Below are 14,955 nucleotides of genomic sequence, written 5' to 3'. Positions count from 1 at the left end.
CACCCTCGCCCCGGCGGTGGCGGCGGGCATCGTCGTACCGGACGTCGTGGTGGTGGCCGCGTCCGGCACCAGCGGCGCCGGCAAGGCCGCCAAGACCCACCTGCTCGGCAGCGAGGTCATGGGCAACACCAGTGCGTACGGCGTCGGGGGAGTCCACCGGCACACCCCCGAGATCACGCAGAACCTCGGCCGCCTCGTCGCCGGGGGTCCGGAGTCGGTGAAGGTCAGGCTTCACCCCGCTCCTGGTGCCGATGTCGCGGGGGATCCTCGCGACCTGCTCGGCGCCGCTGGCCGGCCCCCTCACGACCGAGGAGGCCCACGACGTCTACGCGAAGGCCTACGCCGAGGAGCCCTTCGTGCACCTGCTCGCCCCCGGCCAGTGGCCGCAGACGCAGGCCGTGCTCGGCTCGAACGCCGTGCACCTGCAGGTCGCGGTGGACCAGGCCGCGGGACGGCTGGTCGCGGTGGGCGCCGTCGACAACCTCGCCAAGGGCACCGCCGGCGCGGCCGTGCAGTGCATGAACCTCGCCCTGGGTCTCGACGAGACCACGGGCCTGACCACGGTAGGACTGGCCCCGTGAGCGATCAGCAGACCTTCTCCCTCGCCCGCTTCCCGGAGACCCTCGCGGTCGTCCGGCTGCCTCCCGGCGCGGAGATCCCCACCTGGGCCGAGTCGTCGTCGGTGTTCTCGATCACCGCGACCGCCACCGAGACCTCGCTGGTCTGCGCGGGCCGCAGCGTGCCGAAGAAGGCGCGCCACGAGAAGCCGCTGACGGCGTTCTCGGTCGAGGGCACGCTCGACCTCTCGGTCCCCGGCATCCTGGTGACGCTGCTCGCGCCGCTCGCCGAGGACGACGTCAACGTCTTCGTGATCTCCACCTTCGACACCGACTGGATCCTGGTGCCGACCGCCGACGCGGACAAGGCCGAGGAGGCGTGACGACGATCGGGGCACACCGTCGCCCCCGCCGTCCCCGTCTGATCCTCGTCACCCGAAAGCAGATCCCATGAGCGTCACCCATCCCGCCGGCTTCGTCGCCGCCGGCGCCGCCATCGGCCTCAAGGCCAGCGGCGGCAAGGACCTCGCCCTGGTCGTCAACCAGGGCCCCACCTTCGACTCCGCCACCGTCTTCACCAGCAACCGCTGCAAGGCCAACCCGGTGCTGTGGAGCGAGCAGGTCGTCAAGGACGGCGTCGTGCGCGCCGTCGTCCTCAACTCCGGCGGTGCCAACTGCTACACCGGTCCCGAGGGCTTCCTGACCACGCACCAGGTCGCCGAGGAGGTCGGTACGGCGCTCGGCGTCGGCGCCGGTGACGTGGTCGTCTGCTCGACCGGCCTGATCGGGCTCGTCAACGACCGGCAGACGCTGCTCGACGGCGTGCGCACCGTCCACGCCCAGGCTTCTCCGCCGACGGCGGGCAGGACGCCGCCGAGGCGATCATGACCACCGACACGGTCTCCAAGCAGGTCGTCGTCGAGGGAGACGGCTGGTCGATCGGTGGGATGGCCAAGGGTGCCGGCATGCTGGCGCCCGCGCTGGCGACCATGCTCGTCGTGGTCACGACCGACGCCGTCGTACCGGCTCCGGAGCCTGGACGCCGCGCTGCGGGCGGCCACCCGGGTCAGCCTTCGACCGGCTCGACTCCGACGGCTGCCAGTCCACCAACGACACCGTCACCCTGCTGGCCAGCGGCGCGTCCGGTGTGACGCCCACGGCGCAGGAGTTCACCGCCGCCCTCACCGACCTGTGCACCCAGGCTGGCGAAGCAGGCTCCTGGCGGACGCCGAGGGCGCCGACCACGAGATCGCGATCACCACGCTCCACGCCGCCACCGAGGACGAGGCGGTCGAGGTCGGCCGCAGCGTCGCGCGGAGCAACCTCTTCAAGGCGGCCGTCTTCGGCAAGGACCCCAACTGGGGCCGCGTCCTCGCCTCGGTCGGTACGACGAGCGCCGCCTTCGACCCGGCGGACCTCGACGTCGCGATGAACGGTGTGTGGGTGTGCCGCAACAGCACGCCCGCCGAGGATCCGGCGCTCGTCGACCTCGGCCCGCGGGCGGTCACCGTGACGATCGACCTCAAGGCCGGCGACGCCGAGGCGACCGTGTGGACCAACGACCTCACCCACGCCTACGTCCACGAGAACAGCGCGTACTCGTCATGAGCGAGGAGAAGATGACCGAGCCGGGCAAGCCCGACCCCGACAAGGCCAGGACCCTCGCCGGCGCTCTGCCCTGGCTGAAGGCCTACCACGGCAAGGTGATCGTGGTGAAGTACGGCGGCAACGCCATGACCGATGACGTGCTCAAGCGGGCCTTCGCCGAGGACATCGCGTTCCTGCGCTTCGCCGGCTTCCGGCCGGTCGTCGTGCACGGCGGCGGACCGCAGATCTCGCAGATGCTCGGCCGGCTCGGCATCGAGTCGGAGTTCCGTGGCGGCCTGCGGGTCACCACGCCGGAGGCGATGGACGTCGTCCGGATGGTGCTGGTCGGGCAGGTGCAGCGCGAGCCTGGTCGGCCTGATCAACGAGCACGGCCCGTTGGCCGTCGGCCTGTCCGGTGAGGACGCCGGGCTGTTCACCGCCGAGCAGACCGGCACCGTCGTGGACGGCGAGGAGGTGGACCTCGGCCTGGTCGGCGAGGTCGCGCAGGTGCGGCCCGAGGCGGTCCTCGACCTGATCGAGGCCGGCCGGATCCCCGTGGTGTCCAGCGTCGCGCCGGACGTCGACGGCGTGGTCCACAACGTCAACGCCGACTCCGCCGCCGCGTCGCTCGCCGCCGCGCTCGGTGCCGAGAAGCTCTTGGTGCTCACTGACGTCGAGGGGCTCTACCTCGACTGGCCGGACCCCGAGGAGGTGATCGGCGAGATCAGCCCGGAAGCCCTGGAGAAGATCCTGCCGACGCTGGCCAGCGGGATGATCCCGAAGATGAAGGCCTGCCTGCAGGCGGTGCGTGGGGGAGTGGAGCGCGCGACCGTCGTCGACGGCCGCCAGGGAGCACGCCGTGCTGCTCGAGCTCTTCACCGACGAGGGTGTCGGCACCCAGGTGCTGCCCGGCGTCACCACCAAGACCCGCAAGGCCCGGGAGGCCCTCAAGTGACCACGAACGCGCAGTGGACCGAGCGGTACGCCGGCTCGCTGATGAACACCTTCGGCCCCCCGAAGGCTCGTCCTCACCCGTGGCGAGGGCGCTCATGTGTGGGACGCCGACGGCCGCGAGTACGTCGACCTGCTCGGCGGCATCGCCGTCAATGCCCTCGGCCACGCCCACCCGCGCCTGGTCACGGCGGTCACCGAGCAGCCTGCAGACCCTCGGCCACATCTCCAACTTCTTCGCCAGCGCTCCGCAGATCGGCCTCGCCGAGCGGCTCGTGTCGCTGCTCGGCACCGAGGCCCGGGTGTTCTTCACCAACTCCGGTGCCGAGGCCAACGAGGCGGCGTTCAAGGCTGACCCGTCGTACCGGCCGTACCAGGATCGTGGCGACCGCCGGTTCCTTCCACGGCCGCACGATGGGTGCGCTCGCGCTCACCTCGAAGCAGGCCTACCGCGAGCCCTTCGAGCCGCTGCCGGGTGACGTCGTCTTCGTCCCCTACGGCGACGAGGCCGCCCTGGCGGCGGCGGTCGACGACCGCACGGCGGCCGTCCTCGTCGAGCCGGTCCAGGGCGAGGCGGGCGTCATCGTCCCGCCGCGCGACTACCTGCCGGCGGCGCAGCGGATCGCCCACGACAACGGCGCCCTGCTGTGGCTCGACGAGATCCAGACCGGCGTCGGGCGGACCGGGGCGTGGTTCGCGCACCAGCACGCCGACCTGGTCGACGCGCCCGTCGTCCCGGACATCGTGACGTTGGCCAAGGGGCTCGCCGGTGGCATCCCGATCGGTGCCTGCATCGCCACCCAGGGCAGCGGGAAGGCTCTTCGACCCGGGCAACCACGGCACCACGTTCGGCGGCAACCCGGTCGCGGCCGCTGCGGCGCTGACGGTGCTCGACGTGATCGGCGAGGACGGCTTCCTCGGCCGCGTGACCGAGGCGGGGGAGCGGCTGAGTGCCGCCGCGGCCGCCGACCCGCGGGTCGTCGAGACCCGCGGCGCCGGGCTGCTCGTCGGCCTCACCCTCGCCGAGCCCAAGGCCGCCGAGGTCGTGACCGCCGCCCAGGACGCGGGGTTCATCGTCAACGCCGCCACCCCGGAGCGGGTCCGGATGGCCCCGCCGCTGGTCCTCACCGACGCCGACATCGACGCCTTCGCGACCGCGTGGCCCGGCATCCTGGACGCGGCGGGGGTGTCGGCATGACCCGCTCCTTCCTGCGAGACGACGACCTGACGGCTGCCGAGCAGGCAGAGGTGCTGGCCCTGGCCGCGCGGCTCAAGGCCGAGCCCTACGACCACCGGCCGCTCGCCGGCCCGCGCACCGTGGCGATGGTCTTCGACAAGCCGACCCTGCGCACCCAGGCGTCCTTCGCCGCGGGCATCGCCGAGCTCGGCGGCCACCCGATGCTGGTCGACGGCCGACTCGCCGGGATCGGCAAGCGCGAGTCCGTCGCGGACGTCGCCCGGGTGCTCGGGCGCCAGGCCTCGCAGATCGTGTGGCGCACCTTCGCCCAGGCGGACCTGGACGAGATGGCCGCACTCTCGGGCGTCCCGGTGATCAACGCGCTCACCGACGACTTCCACCCCTGCCAGCCTGCTCGCCGACCTGCTCACCGTCGCCGAGCACAAGGGCACGCTGGCCGGGCTGACGGTCGCCTTCCTCGGCGACGCGGCCTGCAACATGGGCAACTCCTGGGCGCTCGCCGGCTCGTTGGCCGGGATGCACGTGCGCTTCGGCTGCCCCGAGGGCTACGCACCCGCCTCCGCCGTGCTGGACACCGCTGCTGGACTGGGAGGCAGCGTCGCTGTCACCGCCGACCCCGTCGAGGCGGTCACCGGCGCCGACGTCGTCGTCACCGACACCTGGGTCTCGATGGGCAAGGAGGACGAGGCGGCCGCGCGTCGCGCGATCTTCGGCCCGTACGCCGTGACGGGCGAGTCTCGTCTCCCACGCCCAGGACGACGCGATCGTGCTGCACTGCCTTCCGGCGTACCGGGGCTCGGAGATCGACGCCGAGGTCATCGACGGCCCCCGGAGCGTCGTGTGGGACGAGGCCGAGAACCGCCGGCACGCCCAGAAGGCGATCATGACCTGGCTGCAGGACCGCTGATGAGCGAGCACGCCCTGACCCCGCTGACCAAGAGCGCCCGCCAGGCGCTCGTCGTCGAGCCTGCTGGAGAGCCGCGAGGTGCGCTCCCAGCACGAGCTCGCCGACCTGCTCGGGGCCCGGGGCGTGCACGTCACCCAGGCCACGCTCAGCCGTGACCTCGTCGAGTCTCGACGCCGTCAAGGTGCGCGGCCCCAGCGGGACCCTCGTCTACGCCGTACCTGCCGAGGGAGGCGACCGCACGCCCGTCCCGGGCGAGAGCGCCGCCGCCCAGCACCGCCTGTCCCGGCTGGCCGCGGAGCCTGCTCGTCAGCGCCGAGGCCAGCGCCAACCTCGTCGTCCTCCGCACCCCGCCGGGTGCGGCGCAGTTCCTCGCGAGCGCGATCGACAAGGTCGAGATCTCCGACGTCCTCGGCTGCATCGCCGGCGACGACACCGTGCTCGTGATCGGGCGCGACCCTGCCGGGGGCGAGGCCCTGGCCCACCGGTTCACCTCCCTTGCCGAAAGGAACGAGTAGTTGAGCAAGGTCCTGACCTCCCTTCCCGTAGGAGAGCGCGTCGGCATCGCCTTCTCCGGCGGCCTCGACACCTCCGTCGCCGTCGCGTGGATGCGCGACAAGGGCGCGATCCCGTGCACCTACACCGCCGACATCGGCCAGCCCGACGAGCCGGACATCGCCGGGGTGCCGCTGCGCGCCAAGGAGTACGGCGCCGAGATCGCCCGTGCCGTCGACATCAAGCCGCAGGCTGGTGGAGGAGGGCCTCGCCGCGCTGGCGTGCGGTGCCTTCCACATCCGCTCCGGCGCCAAGGCCTACTTCAACACCACGCCGCTCGGCCGTGCGGTCACCGGCACCCTGCTGGTGCGCGCGATGCAGGCCGACGGCGTCAACATCTGGGGTGACGGCTCGACGTACAAGGGCAACGACATCGAGCGGTTCTACCGCTACGGCCTGATGGCCAACCCGGAGCCTGCGCATCTACAAGCCCTGGCTGGACGCGGACTTCGTCGCCGAGACTCGGTGGCCGGCACGAGATGAGCGAGTGGCTCCTCGCGCACGGCCTGCCCTACCGGGACTCCACCGAGAAGGCCTACTCCACCGACGCCAACATCTGGGGCGCCACCCACGAGGCCAAGACGCTGGAGCACCTCGACGTCTCCCTGGAGACCGTCGAGCCGATCATGGGCGTGAAGTTCTGGGACCCGTCGGTCGCCATCGAGTCCGAGGACGTCGCCGTCACCTTCGAGGCCGGCCGCCCGGTCGCCCTCAACGGCAAGCGGTACGACGACGCGGTCGCCCTCGTCGTGGAGGCCAACGCCATCGGCGGGCGCCACGGCCTGGGCATGTCCGACCAGATCGAGAACCGGATCATCGAGGCCAAGTCGCGCGGCATCTACGAGGCGCCCGGCATGGCGCTGCTCTTCGCGGCCTACGAGCGCCTGCTCAACGCGATCCACAACGAGGACACCCTCGCGAACTACCACCTGGACGGGCGCAAGGCTCGGCCGGCTGCTCTACGAGGGCCGGTGGCTCGACCCGCAGGCGCTGATGCTGCGTGAGTCCATCCAGCGCTGGATCGCCTCGCTGGTGACGGGGACGGTCGTGCTGCGGCTGCGCCGCGGTGACGACTACACCATCGTGTCCACCGAGGGATCGAACTTCTCCTACCACCCCGAGAAGGCTCTCCATGGAGCGCGTCGAGAACGCCGCCTTCGGTCCCACCGACCGCATCGGCCAGCCTGACGATGCGCAACCTCGACATCGCCGACAGCCGCGACAAAGCCTGGAGCAGTACGCCGGCCAGCCGCTCGACCAGGGCACGGTGCTCGTCGAGCACGGCACGCTCTTCGGTGAGATCGCCCGCCGGCGGCTACGACCGGATCACCGCCAATCCGGAGGGTGGCGAGGAGGCCGAGGCGATCCTGGAGGACGTGGCGATGGAGTCGGGGACCGACTGACGTGACCGATGGCTTGGGGCGGGGCGAGCCGACTCGTCGTACCGTCGCCCGGGTGCTGCCCGTCGACCCGGGGGCACGGTCCTGCTGCTGCTCGGGTGTGACCCGGCGGTGCCCGAGGTGCGCTACTGGTTCACCGTCGGCGGCGCGGCCGACCCGGGGGAGTCGCTGGCGGAGGCCGGTGTGCGCGAGCCTGCGCGAGGAGACCGGCATCCGCGTCGAGCCGGAGGCCCTGGGGGAGCCCTTCGGCACCTTCGAGGTGGAGTTCTCCTGGAACGGGCGCCCCTACGTCAACGAGTCGACCCTCTTCGCCGTGGGCGTCGAGGAGACGCCGATCAGCCTTCGAGGGGCTGGACCTGCTGGAGTCGCAGTCGATCTTCGACGCACGCTGGTGGACCCCCGAGGACCTCGAGACCGACGGCCGCGCGGTGGACCCGCGGCTGATCGACCAGATGCGGGCGGCGATCGCGCACGTCCGGGGAGGATGAGCAGATGACCACGGGCAACGAGCTCAGCGGGACCAACGAGGGCAAGGCTCTGGGGCGGCCGGTTCGAGGGCGGACCCTCACCGGAGCCTGGAGGCGCTGTCGCGCTCCACGCACTTCGACTGGCGGCTCGCGCTCTACGACCTCGCCGGATCCCACGCGCACGCCAAGGCGCTCGGCGCGGCCGGTCTGCTGACGGGGGAGGAGGAGCTCGAGCCTGCACCGGGGGCTCGACGCGCTCGCCCAGCGCTACACCGACGGCCGGCTGTGGGCCGCGGACTCCGACGAGGACGTCCACGGCGCGCTGGAGCGGATGCTGATCGAGGAGGTCGGCCCCGACGTCGGCGGCAAAGCTGCGCGCCGGCCGCTCCCGCAACGACCAGATCGCCACGCTCTTCCGCAGCCTACCTGCTCGACCACGAGCGGGTGGTCACCGGCCTCGTCCTGGACCTGGTCACCGCGCTCGCGGACCAGGCGGAGGCGAACCTCGGCGCGATCATGCCCGGGCGCACGCACCTGCAGCACGCCCAGCCGGTGTTGCTGTCCCACCACCTGATGGCCCACGCCTGGGCGCTGCTGCGCGACGTCGACCGGCTGCGGGACTGGCATGCGCGGGTGGTCAGCGACTCGCCGTACGGGAGCGGGGCGCTGGCGGGCCAGAGCCTCGGCCTCGACCCCGAGTCTGGTCGCTCGCGAGCCTGGGCTTCACCGGGTCGACCGCCAACTCGATCGACGGTACGGCGTCGCGGGACTTCGTCGCGGAGTTCGCCTTCGTCGCGGCCCAGATCGGGGTGGACGTGAGCCGGATCGCCGAGGAGATCATCTTGTGGGCGACGAAGGAGTTCGACTTCGTCACCCTCCACGACTCCTGGTCGACGGGGTCGTCGATCATGCCGCAGAAGAAGAACCCGGACATCTCCGAGCTCGCGCGCGGCAAGGCCGGCCGCCTGATCGGGAACCTCACCGGGCTGCTCACCACCCTCAAGGCCCTCCCGCTCGCCTACAACCGCGACCTGCAGGAGGACAAGGAGCCGGTCTTCGACTCCATCGACACCCTCGAGGTGCTGCTGCCGGCGTTCACCGGCCAGGTGGCCACGCTCGTCTACAACACCGAGCGGATGGCCGAGCTCGCTCCCCAGGGCTTCTCCCTGGCGACCGACATCGCGGAGTGGCTGGTGCGCGAGGGCACGCCGTTCCGGATCGCGCACGAGCTCGCCGGCGCCTGCGTCCGGGCCGCCGAGGCGCGCGGTGTGGAGCTCGCGGACCTCACCGACGAGGAGTTCGCGGCCATCTCGCCCGCGCTCACCCCCGACGTACGCCTCGTGCTGACCATCGAGGGTTCGGTCGCCTCCCGCTCCGGCCGTGGTGGCACGGCACCCGTGCGCGTGGACGAACAAACTCGCTGACCTGCGCAAACGCGTTCAGGAGCACCGTCCCCGCAGGCTGAGGGGCACCCCGATTTGCAACGAGGGGGACGTGTGCTGTTAATGTTCTTCTCGTTGCGGGGAACGCAGCGAAAACCTCCGGGCCAAGGGCCCAAACAAGAGGCTTTCGGTGTGTCCGCAGCAGGGTTCGGACTCCGGTCCGAGGCTCCGGGTCACCGGAGTTGACGAGCAGGATCCGAACCAGTAACGTTTCACAGGTTGCCCCGCGACCGAAGGCCCGCCAGGGCCCGAGGCGCGAGAGCGTGTGATGTTTGAGAACTCAACAGTGTGTCATGCATAGATTCGATTGTGACGTTTGTGTGCTTTCGATCATGCGGCTTTGGTCGTGTGGTTGTTTGCTTGTCAATGAAGTGATTCTGTGGACAGAGATGTCAGCAGTTTGAAGTTTGTTGGGATTTTGATTTTCTTATGGAGAGTTTGATCCTGGCTCAGGACGAACGCTGGCGGCGTGCTTAACACATGCAAGTCGAGCGGAAAGGCCCTTTCGGGGGTACTCGAGCGGCGAACGGGTGAGTAACACGTGAGTAATCTGCCCTGCGCTCTGGGATAGCCACCGGAAACGGTGATTAATACCGGATATGACTGCTACCCGCATGGGTTGGTGGTGGAAAGTTTTTCGGCGCAGGATGTGCTCGCGGCCTATCAGCCTTGTTGGTGAGGTAATGGCTCACCAAGGCTTTGACGGGTAACCGGCCTGAGAGGGTGACCGGTCACACTGGGACTGAGACACGGCCCAGACTCCTACGGGAGGCAGCAGTGGGGAATATTGGACAATGGGCGGAAGCCTGATCCAGCAACGCCGCGTGAGGGATGACGGCCTTCGGGTTGTAAACCTCTTTCAGTATCGACGAAGCGACCTTTTGGGGAGTGACGGTAGGTACAGAAGAAGGACCGGCCAACTACGTGCCAGCAGCCGCGGTAATACGTAGGGTCCGAGCGTTGTCCGGAATTATTGGGCGTAAAGGGCTCGTAGGCGGTTTGTCGCGTCGGGAGTGAAAAACAGCCAGGCTTAACTGGTTGCTTGCTTTCGATACGGGCAGACTAGAGGTATGCAGGGGAGAATGGAATTCCTGGTGTAGCGGTGAAATGCGCAGATATCAGGAGGAACACCGGTGGCGAAGGCGGTTCTCTGGGCATTACCTGACGCTGAGGAGCGAAAGTGTGGGGAGCGAACAGGATTAGATACCCTGGTAGTCCACACCGTAAACGTTGGGCGCTAGGTGTGGGACCTATTCCATGGGTTCCGTGCCGTAGCCTAACGCATTAAGCGCCCCGCCTGGGGAGTACGGCCGCAAGGCTAAAACTCAAAGGAATTGACGGGGGCCCGCACAAGCGGCGGAGCATGCGGATCAATTCGATGCAACGCGAAGAACCTTACCTGGGTTTGACATACACCGGAAGCCCCCAGAGATGGGGGTCTCTTTGATACTGGTGTACAGGTGGTGCATGGCTGTCGTCAGCTCGTGTCGTGAGATGTTGGGTTAAGTCCCGCAACGAGCGCAACCCTCGTTCCATGTTGCCAGCGGATTATGCCGGGGACTCATGGGAGACTGCCGGGGTCAACTCGGAGGAAGGTGGGGATGACGTCAAGTCATCATGCCCCTTATGTCCAGGGCTTCACGCATGCTACAATGGCCGGTACAAAGGGCTGCGATCCCGTGAGGGGGAGCGAATCCCAAAAAGCCGGTCTCAGTTCGGATTGGGGTCTGCAACTCGACCCCATGAAGTCGGAGTCGCTAGTAATCGCAGATCAGCAACGCTGCGGTGAATACGTTCCCGGGCCTTGTACACACCGCCCGTCACGTCACGAAAGTCGGCAACACCCGAAGCCGGTGGCCTAACCCTTGTGGGGGGAGCCGTCGAAGGTGGGGCTGGCGATTGGGACGAAGTCGTAACAAGGTAGCCGTACCGGAAGGTGCGGCTGGATCACCTCCTTTCTAAGGAGCACACCCGCGTCCGGCAGCCGAATGAGCCTGTTGGTGTTATGGGGTGTTCACTAGTGGAACACAATCGTCTTGCTGAGTCTTGTCTTGTCGCCTTGTGGTGGTGGGGTGGGTTCTGAACGTGTGGCACGCTGTTGGGTGTCTGAGGCATCAGACGCGTCCGTCCTTTGGTGGGTGGGGGTGCTGGTTGGCTTCTGGTTGTTTGACTTCTTGATAGTGGACGCGAGCATTACACCCGCGTGATCCGGAGTTGTTCGGCGTTTGTCGAGTCTGCTTTGGGTTGGTGTGGGTGTTGTGTTGTTTCGTATCGAATTGATTGTTTTGTGTGTTCTCTTAATCGGTTTGTTCCATGAGGGCCACTGGTGCTGCGGACAGTTTCGGTTGTTTGTGTGTGTTGGTGGTTTGTTGTGGGCAAGTTGTTAAGGGCACATGGTGGATGCCTTGGCATCGAGAGCCGATGAAGGACGTTGGAGCCTGCGATATGCCCTGGGGAGTTGGCAACCGAGCGTTGATCCGGGGATGTCCGAATGGGGAAACCCAGCACGAGTCATGTCGTGTTACCTGCACCTGAATAAAATAGGGTGTGTGGAGGGAACGTCGGGAAGTGAAACATCTCAGTACCGACAGGAAGAGAAAACAACCGTGATTCCGAGAGTAGTGGCGAGCGAAATCGGATGAGGCTAAACCTCAGTTGTGTGATAGCCGGCAGGCGTTGCAGTTGGGGGGTTGTGGGAGTGTTGTTGCCGTCTCTGCCGGGGTGGCGCACAGTAAGAAACCTTAGACGAGGTCGAAGTCCGTTGGAAAGCGGTGCCGTAGCGGGTGATAGCCCCGTAGACGATAGTGTGAGGCTGTGTTCAGCATTTCCCAAGTAACACGCCACTCCTGGAATGGTGTGTGAATCTGGCGGGACCACCCGTTAAGCCTAAATACTCCTCGATGACCGATAGCGGACCAGTACCGTGAGGGAAAGGTGAAAAGTACCCCTGGCGGGGAGTGAAATAGTACCTGAAACCATGTGCCTACAATCCGTCAAAGCCTTATGCCCTTCGGGGTGGGGGGTGATGGCGTGCCTTTTGAAGAATGAGCCTGCGAGTTTGCGTTGTGTGGCGAGGTTAACCCGTGTGGGGAAGCCGTAGCGAAAGCGAGTCTGAATAGGGCGTTTGAGTCGCACGATCAAGACCCGAAGCGGAGTGATCTATCCATGGGCAGGTTGAAGCGCCGGTAAGACGGCGTGGAGGACCGAACCCACTTCAGTTGAAAATGGAGGGGATGACCTGTGGATAGGGGTGAAAGGCCAATCAAACTCCGTGATAGTTGGTTCTCCCCGAAATGCATTTAGGTGCAGCGTTGCGTGTTTCTTGCCGGAGGTAGAGCACTGGATAGCCGATGGGCCCGACCAGGTTACTGACGTTAGCCAAACTCCGAATGCCGGTAAGTGAGAGCGTGGCAGTGAGACTGTGGGGGATAAGGCTTCATAGTCGAGAGGGAAACAGCCCAGACCATCGGCTAAGGCCCCTAAGAGGCGGCTAAGTGGAAAAGGATGTGGAGTCGCAGTGACAACCAGGAGGTTGGCTTGGAAGCAGCCACCCTTGAAAGAGTGCGTAATAGGCTCACTGGTCAAGTGATTCCGCGCCGACAATGTAGCGGGGCTCAAGCCGCCCGCCGAAGCCATGGCATTTGCATTTAACCCAAGCCGCACTTGATGTTGGTTCAGGGGTGCAGATGGGTAGGGGAGCGTCGTGTCACGGGTGAAGGGCCGGAGTGATCCAGGTCTGGACGTGACACGAGTGAGAATGCAGGCATGAGTAGCGAATCACGGGTGAGAAACCCGTGCGCCGATTGATCAAGGGTTCCAGGGTCAAGTCTAATCTGCCCTGGGTAAGTCGGGACCTAAGGCGAGGCCGACAGGCGTAGTCGATGGACAACGGGTTGATATTCCCGTACCGGCAACTTGGCGCCCATGCTGAACCCGGTGATGCTAACCACCCGAAGCGCACGTGACCGATCCCTTCGGGGTGAGGCGTGTGTGTGGAGCGTGGGATCCGACCCGGTAGTAGGCAAGCGATGGGGTGACACAGGAAGGTAGCCCAACCGCCGCGATGGTAGACGGCGGGTAAGCATGTAGGACGTGACCTAGGCAAATCCGGGTTGCAACCCTTTGGTGGGTGAGTCTGAGATGTGATGCCGAGGCCGTAGGGCCGAAGTGGGTGATCCTATGCTGTCGAGAAAAACCTCTAGCGAGCCATGAGCCGCCCGTACCCGAAACCGACTCAGGTGATCAGGTAGAGAATACCAAGGCGATCGAGACAACCATGGTTAAGGAACTCGGCAAAATGCCCCCGTAACTTCGGGAGAAGGGGGGCCCGGATCGTGTACTCACTTGCTGAGGAAGCGTGAAGGGCCGCAGAGACCAGGGGAAAGCGACTGTTTACTAAAACACAGGTCCGTGCGAAGTTGTAAGACGATGTATACGGACTGACTCCTGCCCGGTGCTGGAAGGTTAAGAGGACGGGTTAGACGCAAGTCGAAGGCTCAGAATTTAAGCCCCAGTAAACGGCGGTGGTAACTATAACCATCCTAAGGTAGCGAAATTCCTTGTCGGGTAAGTTCCGACCTGCACGAATGGAGTAACGACTTTCCTACTGTCTCAACCATGGACTCGGCGAAATTGCACTACGAGTAAAGATGCTCGTTACGCGCGGCAGGACGGAAAGACCCCGGGACCTTTACTATAGTTTGGCATTGGTGTTTGGTTCGGCTTGTGTAGGATAGGTGGGAGACTTTGAAGCAGCCACGCCAGTGGTTGTGGAGTCATCGTTGAAATACCACTCTGGTCGTACTAGATGTCTAACCTAGGGCCATGATCTGGTTCAGGGACAGTGCCTGATGGGTAGTTTAACTGGGGCGGTTGCCTCCCAAAATGTAACGGAGGCGCTCAAAGGTTCCCTCAGCCTGGTTGGCAATCAGGTGTTGAGTGTAAGTGCACAAGGGAGGCTTGACTGTGAGACAGACATGTCGAGCAGGGACGAAAGTCGGAACTAGTGATCCGGCGACTCCGAGTGGAAGGGTCGTCGCTCAACGGATAAAAGGTACCCCGGGGATAACAGGCTGATCTTCCCCAAGAGTCCATATCGACGGGATGGTTTGGCACCTCGATGTCGGCTCGTCGCATCCTGGGGCTGGAGTAGGTCCCAAGGGTTGGGCTGTTCGCCCATTAAAGCGGCACGCGAGCCTGGGTTTAGAACGTCGTGAGACAGTTCGGTCCCTATCCGCCGCGCGCGTAGGAAACTTGAGAAAGGCTGTCCCTAGTACGAGAGGACCGGGATGGACGAACCTCTGGTGTGCCAGTTGTACCGCCAGGTGCATGGCTGGTTGGCTACGTTCGGAAGTGATAACCGCTGAACGCATCTAAGCGGGAAGCACGTTTCAAGATGAGGTTTCCCACCCCCTTTGTGGGGTTAAGGCCCCCAACAGATTATTGGGTTGATAGGCCGGAGGTGTACAGCAGCAATGCCCAGCCGACCGGTACTAATAGGCCGAAGACTTGCCACAACAAACCCCCAACACACATCAACAACGATTCGATACACATCGACCCAGGTCGATACAGTTTGATGCTGTCACGGGACAACACACTGCGCGTCCACTACAAGACCAACCCCCACCAACCCCCACCGGGGTTTGGTGGAAGGGTTCATAGAGTTACGGCGGCCATAGCGGCAGGGAAACACCCGGTCCCATCCCGAACCCGGAAGTTAAGCCTGCCAGCGCCGATGGTACTGCAACCGAGAGGCTGTGGGAGAGTAGGACGCCGCCGGACAAACATTCGCCAAAGGGCCAGCAGAAATGCTGGCCCTTTGGTGTTTTGCGTCTCTGGAATGTCCACGAGCCTGTCCACAGGAGATGTCCCGCCGCTCGTTCTCCACAGGA

General features: G+C 65.8%; 6 protein-coding genes, 3 rRNA genes and 9 pseudogenes. All 18 read left to right on the top strand.

The features are described from left to right. Window positions 1-16: 16 nt before the first annotated feature. A pseudogene (locus G5V59_RS36055) lies at window positions 17-136 on the top strand (N-acetyl-gamma-glutamyl-phosphate reductase); the annotation flags it as partial. 115 nt (window positions 137-251) lie between these two features. Continuing rightward, window positions 252-581, top strand: a complete 330-nt coding sequence (locus tag G5V59_RS36050; RefSeq protein WP_341351144.1) for an Asd/ArgC dimerization domain-containing protein — start codon at window positions 252-254, stop codon at window positions 579-581. Continuing rightward, the gene (locus G5V59_RS06800) at window positions 578-940 is read left to right on the top strand and encodes an ACT domain-containing protein (protein ID WP_278255969.1); all 363 of its coding nucleotides are present in this window, start codon (window positions 578-580) and stop codon (window positions 938-940) included. Before G5V59_RS36050 ends, G5V59_RS06800 begins: the two co-directional genes overlap by 4 nt. 67 nt (window positions 941-1,007) lie before the next feature. After that, on the top strand, window positions 1,008-1,445 hold the full coding sequence (locus G5V59_RS06795) for a bifunctional ornithine acetyltransferase/N-acetylglutamate synthase (protein WP_278255968.1): 438 nt from the start codon (window positions 1,008-1,010) through the stop codon (window positions 1,443-1,445). Next, a pseudogene (locus G5V59_RS06790) lies at window positions 1,442-1,525 on the top strand (hypothetical protein); the annotation flags it as partial. The gene G5V59_RS06795 and the pseudogene G5V59_RS06790, both read left to right, overlap by 4 nt. Beyond that, window positions 1,489-1,698 (top strand): annotated as a pseudogene (locus tag G5V59_RS36045) (hypothetical protein); the annotation flags it as partial. The pseudogenes G5V59_RS06790 and G5V59_RS36045, both read left to right, overlap by 37 nt. Window positions 1,699-1,748: 50 nt before the next feature. Next, window positions 1,749-2,165, top strand: coding sequence for a bifunctional ornithine acetyltransferase/N-acetylglutamate synthase (locus G5V59_RS06785; RefSeq protein ID WP_278255967.1), 417 nt, complete (start codon window positions 1,749-1,751; stop codon window positions 2,163-2,165). Then, a pseudogene (gene argB, locus G5V59_RS06780) lies at window positions 2,162-3,099 on the top strand (acetylglutamate kinase). Before G5V59_RS06785 ends, argB begins: the two are co-directional and overlap by 4 nt. Window positions 3,100-3,195: 96 nt before the next feature. After that, window positions 3,196-3,450, top strand: a complete 255-nt coding sequence (locus G5V59_RS36040; RefSeq protein ID WP_341350879.1) for an aminotransferase class III-fold pyridoxal phosphate-dependent enzyme — start codon at window positions 3,196-3,198, stop codon at window positions 3,448-3,450. After that, a pseudogene (locus G5V59_RS36035) lies at window positions 3,417-3,869 on the top strand (aminotransferase class III-fold pyridoxal phosphate-dependent enzyme); the annotation flags it as partial. The gene G5V59_RS36040 and the pseudogene G5V59_RS36035, both read left to right, overlap by 34 nt. Then, window positions 3,865-4,293, top strand: coding sequence for an aminotransferase class III-fold pyridoxal phosphate-dependent enzyme (locus G5V59_RS36030; protein ID WP_341351143.1), 429 nt, complete (start codon window positions 3,865-3,867; stop codon window positions 4,291-4,293). The pseudogene G5V59_RS36035 and the gene G5V59_RS36030, both read left to right, overlap by 5 nt. Further along, window positions 4,290-5,200, top strand: a pseudogene (argF, locus tag G5V59_RS06770) (ornithine carbamoyltransferase). The gene G5V59_RS36030 and the pseudogene argF overlap by 4 nt, the downstream one beginning before the upstream one ends. After that, window positions 5,200-5,715 (top strand): annotated as a pseudogene (locus G5V59_RS06765) (arginine repressor). The pseudogenes argF and G5V59_RS06765 overlap by 1 nt, the downstream one beginning before the upstream one ends. After that, a pseudogene (gene argG / locus G5V59_RS06760) lies at window positions 5,716-7,155 on the top strand (argininosuccinate synthase). A 481-nt stretch (window positions 7,156-7,636) separates the two neighbouring features. Beyond that, window positions 7,637-9,043 (top strand): annotated as a pseudogene (argH, locus tag G5V59_RS06750) (argininosuccinate lyase). Window positions 9,044-9,487: 444 nt separating this feature from the next. Continuing rightward, window positions 9,488-11,019 (top strand): 16S ribosomal RNA (locus G5V59_RS06745). 415 nt (window positions 11,020-11,434) lie between these two features. Then, window positions 11,435-14,577: ribosomal RNA gene (locus G5V59_RS06740) — 23S ribosomal RNA — on the top strand. 151 nt (window positions 14,578-14,728) lie between these two features. After that, window positions 14,729-14,845 (top strand): 5S ribosomal RNA (rrf, locus tag G5V59_RS06735). The 16S, 23S and 5S rRNA genes sit together here, the layout of an rRNA operon. The last annotated feature ends 110 nt before the right edge of the window (window positions 14,846-14,955 follow it).

The organism is Nocardioides convexus (assembly GCF_011090295.1).
This window is presented reverse-complemented; position numbering and strand designations above follow the sequence as displayed.

Bases quoted from the DNA above. Each gene is read 5' to 3' on its own strand.
- G5V59_RS06795 (WP_278255968.1), top strand. From the start codon at position 1,008: ATGAGCGTCACCCATCCCGCCGGCTTCGTCGCCGCCGGCGCCGCCATC.
- G5V59_RS36050 (WP_341351144.1), top strand. From the start codon at position 252: ATGTCGCGGGGGATCCTCGCGACCTGCTCGGCGCCGCTGGCCGGCCCC.